At 71.7% G+C, this 7,429-nt stretch carries 10 protein-coding genes, 1 tRNA gene and 1 pseudogene; 4 read left to right on the forward strand and 8 right to left on the reverse strand.

Annotated features, from left to right (window positions below; all coding sequences use genetic code 11):
• Positions 1-44 precede the first annotated feature (44 nt).
• From V6M45_RS04985 to V6M45_RS05000, 4 genes are all read left to right on the forward strand, one after another.
• Positions 45-121 (forward strand) — tRNA-Met (locus tag V6M45_RS04985).
• Between the two features lie 377 nt (positions 122-498).
• Positions 499-1,413 carry a GAF domain-containing protein gene (locus V6M45_RS04990; RefSeq protein WP_332654512.1) on the forward strand — a complete coding sequence of 305 codons (915 nt, stop codon included), beginning with the start codon at positions 499-501 and terminating at the stop codon, positions 1,411-1,413.
• 41 nt (positions 1,414-1,454) lie between these two features.
• Positions 1,455-1,664, forward strand: a complete 210-nt coding sequence (locus V6M45_RS04995) for a hypothetical protein (protein ID WP_332654513.1) — start codon at positions 1,455-1,457, stop codon at positions 1,662-1,664.
• A gap of 150 nt (positions 1,665-1,814) precedes the next feature.
• Positions 1,815-2,429, forward strand: coding sequence for a thermonuclease family protein (locus V6M45_RS05000; protein ID WP_332654514.1), 615 nt, complete (start codon positions 1,815-1,817; stop codon positions 2,427-2,429).
• Between the two features lie 32 nt (positions 2,430-2,461).
• On the opposite strand, the gene V6M45_RS05005 is transcribed toward V6M45_RS05000, so the two are convergent.
• From V6M45_RS05005 to V6M45_RS05040, 8 genes and pseudogenes are all read right to left on the reverse strand, one after another.
• Positions 2,462-2,857 (reverse strand): helix-turn-helix transcriptional regulator, encoded by a 396-nt coding sequence (locus V6M45_RS05005; protein ID WP_332654515.1) that lies wholly within the window; start codon positions 2,855-2,857, stop codon positions 2,462-2,464.
• 246 nt (positions 2,858-3,103) lie between these two features.
• The gene (locus V6M45_RS05010) at positions 3,104-3,388 is read right to left on the reverse strand and encodes a hypothetical protein (RefSeq protein WP_332654516.1); all 285 of its coding nucleotides are present in this window, start codon (positions 3,386-3,388) and stop codon (positions 3,104-3,106) included.
• A complete protein-coding gene (locus V6M45_RS05015; RefSeq protein ID WP_332654517.1) occupies positions 3,385-3,990 on the reverse strand; it encodes a lytic transglycosylase domain-containing protein in 606 nt (201 codons plus the stop codon). The genes V6M45_RS05010 and V6M45_RS05015 overlap by 4 nt, the downstream gene beginning before the upstream one ends.
• Positions 3,984-4,484: a S26 family signal peptidase gene (locus tag V6M45_RS05020; RefSeq protein ID WP_332654518.1), complete on the reverse strand. Its 501-nt coding sequence runs from the start codon at positions 4,482-4,484 to the stop codon at positions 3,984-3,986. The genes V6M45_RS05015 and V6M45_RS05020 overlap by 7 nt, the downstream gene beginning before the upstream one ends.
• On the reverse strand, positions 4,481-5,653 hold the full coding sequence (locus V6M45_RS05025; protein WP_332654519.1) for a TrbI/VirB10 family protein: 1,173 nt from the start codon (positions 5,651-5,653) through the stop codon (positions 4,481-4,483). The genes V6M45_RS05020 and V6M45_RS05025 overlap by 4 nt, the downstream gene beginning before the upstream one ends.
• Positions 5,650-6,498 carry a TrbG/VirB9 family P-type conjugative transfer protein gene (locus V6M45_RS05030; RefSeq protein ID WP_332654520.1) on the reverse strand — a complete coding sequence of 283 codons (849 nt, stop codon included), beginning with the start codon at positions 6,496-6,498 and terminating at the stop codon, positions 5,650-5,652. The genes V6M45_RS05025 and V6M45_RS05030 overlap by 4 nt, the downstream gene beginning before the upstream one ends.
• Positions 6,477-7,160 (reverse strand): conjugal transfer protein TrbF, encoded by a 684-nt coding sequence (gene trbF, locus V6M45_RS05035; protein ID WP_332654521.1) that lies wholly within the window; start codon positions 7,158-7,160, stop codon positions 6,477-6,479. Before trbF ends, V6M45_RS05030 begins: the two co-directional genes overlap by 22 nt.
• Before the next feature lie 2 nt (positions 7,161-7,162).
• Positions 7,163-7,429, reverse strand: a pseudogene (locus V6M45_RS05040) (P-type conjugative transfer protein TrbL); the annotation flags it as partial.

Genomic DNA, 7,429 nt, shown 5'->3' on the forward strand with positions numbered 1-7,429 from the left:
GGAAAAAGCCACCCTATAACCCGCCCCTCGCCGAAAGGCCCGGCGGCTGGGTAGCTCAGATGGTTAGAGCGGTGGATTCATAACCCACAGGTCGGCGGTTCGATCCCGCCCCCAGCTACCAATAAAATCAATGATTTAGCATTTCATCGCCCGGCCTCGCCTACGATTGGGGCACACATGGGGCACAGAATTCCGGGCATGTTCTCATCGCTGCGCCGCTCGAAGGCGCCTTGTCCGAGTGTGATTTGCCCTGAAACTGGGTGAAACGGACTGAGCTGGACGAGCCTGCGGGCTCCGAGTCGGGGGCGCCGCCGAATATCGGAGGCGCGTCCGTTAGCGGTCGGCTTGCTCTGAAGAATTGTCTCGCCAAATGATTGGAAGTGCTACCAATGCGCCCGTAGCGTGCGTCGGGGGGCAGCACTCGTGGACTTGAGCCAAATCGCGGCGTCGCTTGTCGAGAGCCTAACGAGACGTGCCCGCCGGGTGTGGGCCGGCTCGTTGTTCATCAAGCTGGTCCTGATCGTCGGCGGGTCGGCCGTAGCCGGCGCGGCCCAGTTCATGGCCATACCGGCCGGCGAAGAGATTTCCACCTGGGGAATCGCCGGGGTCGCGGCGGTCATCCTGGCCGGGTGCGGAGGCCTCTATATGGCCTTTGTCGATCAGGACGCATCCCATGAACTGGCGCTCGCGGCGCAGGCGATCGAACAAGCCCGTGAGTTTGAGGAAGCTCTGTCGGAGTCCGTGCAGCTCTTCGAAGGCGATGCGACATCGCTCAGCCGGGCGATCGAGCTCTACCTCGCGACCAACGCCCTTGGGGCCGGCGTCGAGCGGATGATTGGCGTGGCCCTCAGCGATACGGAACTCGCAGAACGGCTGCTTGGGGTCGCCGACAGGTCCCTGCTCCTGGCGCTCGACTTCAACCTAATGGAGCACTGGACCCTCACCATCTACAAGACGGAACAGGCGGTATCCGGCCGCAGGCAACTCCGTGCATTGGCCTTCAAGAGATCGATGCCGTGCAAGGTCGAGGAAGCGCGAGTCCTGCCCGAGGGCATCGGCGTCGCCGGCATCTGTCTCGCCAAGAACGAAGAGGTGATCGTTCCGGACATGGCGGAGTCTCGCACGGGCAATATGCACGAGCTCGGTTCAATCGGGCTTCCCCATGACGCTCAGCGCTATCGGTCGCTCGCCGCCGCCCCGATCCGGATTGCGGGTCAGGCCGAGCCCTGGGGCGTCATTTGCGCAACCAGCGATCGGCCGGGGCATTTCTCTCCTGACGGGAAGCCGGGCGTGCGGACAGATGAGGCAATCCGCGCCCTGGCGGGCATGGTTGCGCTCGCGGTGGCGGCGCAACACATCCAGCGAGGGGAAAGTGGTTTGGCCGCCGCAAAGGCCGACGTAAACAAAGGTTAAGGATTGCGTGCACTGCGGATTAACCGAGAAGGTGCTATATTATGCTCATGCAGATCGCGGCTGACACACCCGTCTCGCCCGAGTCCAAACTCGACCGTGAGATGGAAGACCTCATCGGAAAGATCGTCGACGGTTCGGCGACCGAGGGTGAAATCGCGCACTACAACGAGCTGATCAGCGAGCGTCGTCGCCTGATGCATCCCGAAGCCATCACGCGCTTCGAGTATCTCCGGACTCATCGGCGGCGCTAGGCGGCCCTGTTCGGCCAGGCTCGATCGACCGGCCGCCGTGGGCAGGCCGCGGCCTCGACCTTCAAGGAAACCGCCCGCCTTCGATCTCGACCTGGCCTGAGGGCAGCTTCAACGGCTTGCGCAAGAGGCCGGCCGCCTTAGCATCGACTGATGTTCCGGTTCCTGGTCCCGACCGTGTCTCTGGCGCTCGTCTGGTCGACGCCGGCCTGGGCCGATCCTTGCGAGGCGATCCCCGAGCGGGGGCCGATGCCGGCCTATCTGGCCTTCGGCGCGACCTTTTCCGGTGCGGTGTCCCATGTGATCGACGGAGACTCGATGTGCGTCGCCGTCGGTCCGAATGCGCCGGACTGGGTCGAGGTGCGCCTGGCCGACTTTTACGCGCCGGAACTGAGCCAACCCGGCGGAACCGCGGCGAGGGCTGCGCTCTCACAGCTCGCGCTTGGCCAACGGGCCGTTTGCGTCGCCAATCTTCGAACCTACGACCGCATCGCCGCGCGTTGCAGAATCGATGGACGGCCGCTGGGGGACCTGATGCGCAGCGCGGGCGTCGCGGAGGGTGGCGTCGCCGCGAGCGGCGACCGGACCGGAGGCCCTAGGCCAGCGGCTGCGCCGGCGCGGGTGGCGCCCGGTCCGAGGGCCTATCCGTCGTGCGCGGCGGCGCGCGCCGCCGGCGTGGCGCCCGTGTCCCGGGGGGATCCAGGGTACAATCCTAACCTTGACGGCGACGGGGATGGCTTGGCCTGCGAGCCCTATCGGGGGCGCTGAGGCTGACCCCGGCCAGACGACCGGCCAAGGGGTCAGAAGTTGAAGCTCAGCTGGTTGGCGGCGACCCGACGGCGGCGCGGGCTCCGTTTCGCGGCTCGCGCGGAGGCCAAGGCTGTCGGTTGTTCCGGCGAGGGCCTGACCGGTTCCGGCGGCGGGGTGAGGTCCGGCTCCGGTTCGAACAAGCGCGGTTGGGTCGGGAGGTTGCGGGCGCCGCGGGGGGCCAGGGCGGCCTTCCAGGCGGCCACCTCGCGCTCGCGCCATCCGACCCGTCCCGGCGAGATTACCACGGGACGCGGGAACTCGCCGGCGTTTTGCATGCGCCAGGCCGTGGTGCGGCTGATGCCGGTCAGCTCCTTGACCTTGCGCCAGGGCAGGAGCCGGTCGTTCGCGCCGGAGGGATCGAAGGCGTCAGGCGGGTTCGCGGTCATCGCAACCTCCAGGTCCGAACGGGGCGGGCGCCCATGAGCTGCGGCCGCAGGCCTCGTCAGCGATACGTTCGAGGGCCAGGGCCAGGAGCGCGGCGTCCTCGGCGGCGTCGACCGGATCGCGGCCGGACCAGCTTCGGAGCACCGCCTTCAGCGGGGTGCGAACGGCGGGATCTGCGAGCAGGGCCCTGACGCTCGGGCGCGGATCGCGGAGCGAACCGCGAGGGGAAGGCGGCGCCGCGAGGCTGGTCATGAGCGCGTCTCGCTGGCGGACCTGGCGTCGCGGCCAGACCGCCGCAGGCCGCTGTGCTGGCTCTCCGCCCAGGCGCGCAAGACCCCGCGGGGATAGTAGGGCTTGCCGCGGATATGGGTGCAGGGCGGTCCCGCGCCGCCGACCGACCAGAGCCGGGCCAGGCTCGCGGGCTTCAGCCTGATCATGAATCTGGCCAGGAACGCCGAGGCCTCGGCGCGGGTGAGCAGGTCTTCGTCGCGCTCGACCGCGTCCGGCGGCGTGTCGGTTTCCTCGGCGTTCATGGGCGGACCTCCGCGGCCCGGCACTGGCTCGCGGTGCGGACGCTGCGTCCCGCCGAGAGGGCGAGATAGCAGTCCACGACCGTGGTGACATAGGCGTGGGTCTCGGCGATGTCGGGGACGCCTCCGAGGCGGGCGACCCGCGCCGGCCCCGCATTGTAGGCCGCCAAGGCCAGGCGCAGGTCGCCGAACCGCAGGACCTGCCGGGCGAAGTAGTCGGCGCCGGCGTTGAGGTTCTCCAAGGGATCGAAGCGGTCGCGGACGCCCAGATCCGCGGCTGTCCCGGGCATCAGCTGGGTGAGGCCGCCGGCGCCTTGCGGCGACACTGCGTCGGGCCGGTAGGCGCTCTCCACGACCACCAGGGCGTGAAGCAGCTTGGGGTCCAGGCCGTGCCGCTCGGCAGCGGCGGCGACCGCCTGGGCGAACGGCTGGTTTGGCGCCTGCAGGCGGGCGAGGCCCGGCATGAGGGCGCCGGGGTCGGCGGACGCGGCGACTGGCGGACCGACGAACAGGTTGCCGCCGGCGCGGCCCCAGTCGGCGGCCTCAGCCTGGGCGCAGACCGGCCAGGCCGTGGCGATCAGGACCATCAGGCTCGGCTTCACCATGTCAGCGCCTCCCGATAGACGCCGTCCACCTCGGCCCGGCGGACCGGTCCGAAATAGCGGCTGTCGAAACTCGTGGGCGTGTCGCCCAGCAGGAAGAGCTCGTCGGGGGCGAGCCGGCGGCAGTCGCGCCAGGCGGGCAAGTCACGGCCGCGATGGTCGCGGCGGGCGACGGCGACCCGCCGTTCCGGGGTCCGGACTTGGTCCGGGTCGGCGCAGACCTGCTCGCCGCCGACCGCCGCCACGCGCTTGAGGAGCTTGGCGTCGGCCGGTGCGCCCAGCTGGGAGAGATACGGTCGCGCCGTGGGCGGCGCCGGAACCGCCACGACGGCGCCGCGCGCGGCCTGGGCGCCGGGCACGCGCAGATAGAGGCCGCGCGGCAGGCTCGGGCTCTCATTGACCAGGGCCAGGGTCGGCGTGAACTGGCTTGACCACGCCAGGCCCGCCAGGCCGAGCAGAGCGAGTTCCGTCCAGGCGGGTCGGGGGATGCGGATCATGGCTGGTAGGGCTCCAGGATCAGATCGCGGGTGATCAACACCCGCACCGGGGCGCCGGGGCGCAGTCGGATCGAGGGCGCCACGGTGAGTTCGCGGTCGATGAGACGTCCGCCGACCCGCGCCCCCTCGATGGCCGCGGCGTCGCCGGCGTCGCCGAGCAGCCCGCCGCCGCTGTCATCATCGTCACGAGCGATCTCGCCCAGGGTGGTGATCGCGCCGGCGAACAGGGAGGCCATCGCCAGGGGCAGGAGGCGGCGGTCGGCGCGGCCGCGCACGCCCACCGCGCCCTGGGCGTCCACCCCCGGCTCGCCGGTGAGGACCAGGCTCTTGCCGTTCGGCAGGATCAGCCGCTCCCAGGTCAGGAAGGCGCGGCGGTCGCCATAGCGGCTCTCGCCCTCGTGACGCCCGATGAGCCGCGCGCCCTGCGGCAGCAAGAGATGCCGGCCGGTGACGGTGTCGAAGACGTTCTGCGTGACGCTCGCCACCACGGGTCCGGGGCGGGCGGTGTCCACGGCGCTCAGCAGGACAGCCGGGATCACCGCGCCGGCCTTGAGCTCGAAAGGCGATAGAGGCGGCGTCAGGCTGTGGCCGCCATAGGTGGCGGCCTGGGTGACGGCGGTCGCGGGCCTGGCAGACGCGGGGGTTGGCATGGCCGGGTCGGCGGCGCGAAAGGCCGCGAAGAACAGTCCGGACTGGCGCGCTTCGGCCGTGAGGCCTCGGTCCGGCGAAGGGCCGGCCGCGCGAGGGCGCGCCGGGTGGGCAGGGCGCCGCGGCGGCGGCGCGGCCGCGGTTTCGGAGGGGGTGGGAGGCGCGGAGCCGAGCGTTCGCGCTTCTGGGAGGTGATCCTCGATCAATCGATCCTGGGCTAGGCGGTCGTAGGAGGCCGGTTGGTCGGTGACGATCTCGGCGGGCCGGACGGAGCCGCGGGCCTCGTCGGTGCGGATCTCGGCGGCCCGCGCCCGGGCGGCGGCGCGCAGTTCGGGCTGGACCACGAAGGCCCAGGTGAGCGCGCCGGCGAGCAGGGCCGCGGCGCCCAGCGCCACGCCCTGGGCCACCGAGCGCCGCAGCCGGATGACGCGGGGCCGGGCCGCGCGGGCGGCGAGTTCCGGGGGCGGCTCCTTGGCGGCGGGGCTCGCGGCGGGGGTGTCGGGTTTGGGATCGCCGCTCATGGACGGGCTCCGGCCTGGCGGGTGATGCGGACCACCTGGGGGCGGCGATCGCCGAGCCGCAGCTCGGCCGCCTCGAGCACGCGGTCGACCACGAAGAGCCCGCCCTGCTGGCGGTAGTTGACCATCTGGGCCTCGCCGTCCGGGGCGACCGCGAAGAGAGCCGGGGCCTCGCCGGACGCCATGCGCGAGGGGAAGGCGATGTAGGTGCGCACCCCGTCGGTCATCACCGCGGTGGGGGTCCAGGCCGGGCGCGGCCAGCGCGCCTTGATCCTGTAGGCGCCGTCGAGCACCGGCGCGACGGGCGGTTCCGGGGGCGCGGCTTCGGATGCGGGCGGCGGCGGTGCGCCCGGCGCCACGGCGAGGACGCCGGCGTCCCAGGCCACCAGGTTGTTGAAGGTCTGGGGCGGGCCGCTGCGCAGGTGCAGGGCGTAGAGGCGCTGGGAGGTGGCCAGGACCAGGTTGGTGTCCAGCTGCCGCTCGAGCGGCTTGACCAGGACGTGGACGCGGCGCGCCGCGCCTTCGCCCGACGCCGTCTCCCCGATCTGCCAGCGCACGGTGTCTCCGGCGGACATGGCCGTCACGGTCTCGCCGGGGGCGAGGGTGAGGGTTGTGACCCGCAGCGGCGCGGTCCAGACCTCGTAGACCCGCCCGGGGGCGTAGTCGAAGAGCTGCAGGCCGCCCACGAACCGGTCGGAGCGGGATCGCTCGCGGGCCGCGAGATTGGCCGCGGCGATGGCCTCCGGCCCCGGCGTCGCCACGGAGAGAAGATCTGGCGGGGCGGCGAAGGCGGAGCCGGCGGCGAGCGCCAGGGCGCCGGCCGCGCTCAGGAGGCGTCCAGCGTCCATGAGACATCCTCGATCTTCAGGCCCAGGGGGTTCTTCATCAGCTCGGCCTCGGTCCGCGGCGGCTGCAGCTTGGTGGTGATCAGGGCTCGCCAGCGCTCGGCGGAGGCCTTCTGGCCGTTGACGTAGCGGGTCTCGCGCCATTGCAGATCAAAAGTCCGCTCTGAGCGTCTGACGACATTGAGGATTTCCACATTGACCGCCTCGCGGCCGAGCTCGGCGAAGGGGTCGTGGGTCTGGGCCCAGGCGTTGAGGAAACCGGCGGCCTTGGGGGTCAGCAGGTCATAGGCCCGCAGCCAGTTCTGGCGGATGACGATGGGGTCGATGGACTTGGAGCGCACGTCGCGCACCCAGGCGGCCAGGGCGTGGCCGATCTGGGCCTCGCTGGGCTCATAGCGTCCGTCGATGGCGGTGATCCTCTGGGTCTCGCCCCAGGTCGACACCTCCACCACGAAGGGCTTGACCACGGCGCGCTCGGCCTGGACCCACCAGCCGGCCCCAAGGAAGGCGGCGAGCGCGAAATTGGCCAGCGCCATGCGCCGCCAGTTGCGCGCGTGGGCCAGAGCCAGGCCGGTGCGCTCGTCCCAGGCCTGGCCGGCCCGCTGATAGGGCGTGGCCTCCGGGGCGGAGGCGAGCACCCGCTTGGGCCGGAAGAAGGGATGCATGGTCAGGGCTCCTCGGACTTGAGCTGGGGCGAGAGCGCGCCGCTGGTCTCATTGCCGGGCAGCAGGGCGCGGCCGGCGTTTGCGGTGAAGAAGGCCTGCAGGACGGCCGAGCGGCCGGATCGGGGGCCGGTCGCCTGGGGACCGCCCGGGGCGCCGGCCGCGCGGAGGAAGTCGGCCTTGGCGGCGTCGGCCTCCGCGGCGATCCGCGCGTCGCTCCGCCCCGGCGGCCGGGACGCCGGCGGTCCGTCCTGCGGGCCGGGCGCGGCGGG

This window comes from Brevundimonas sp. (genome assembly GCF_036676055.1).
Lineage (GTDB): Bacteria > Pseudomonadota > Alphaproteobacteria > Caulobacterales > Caulobacteraceae > Brevundimonas.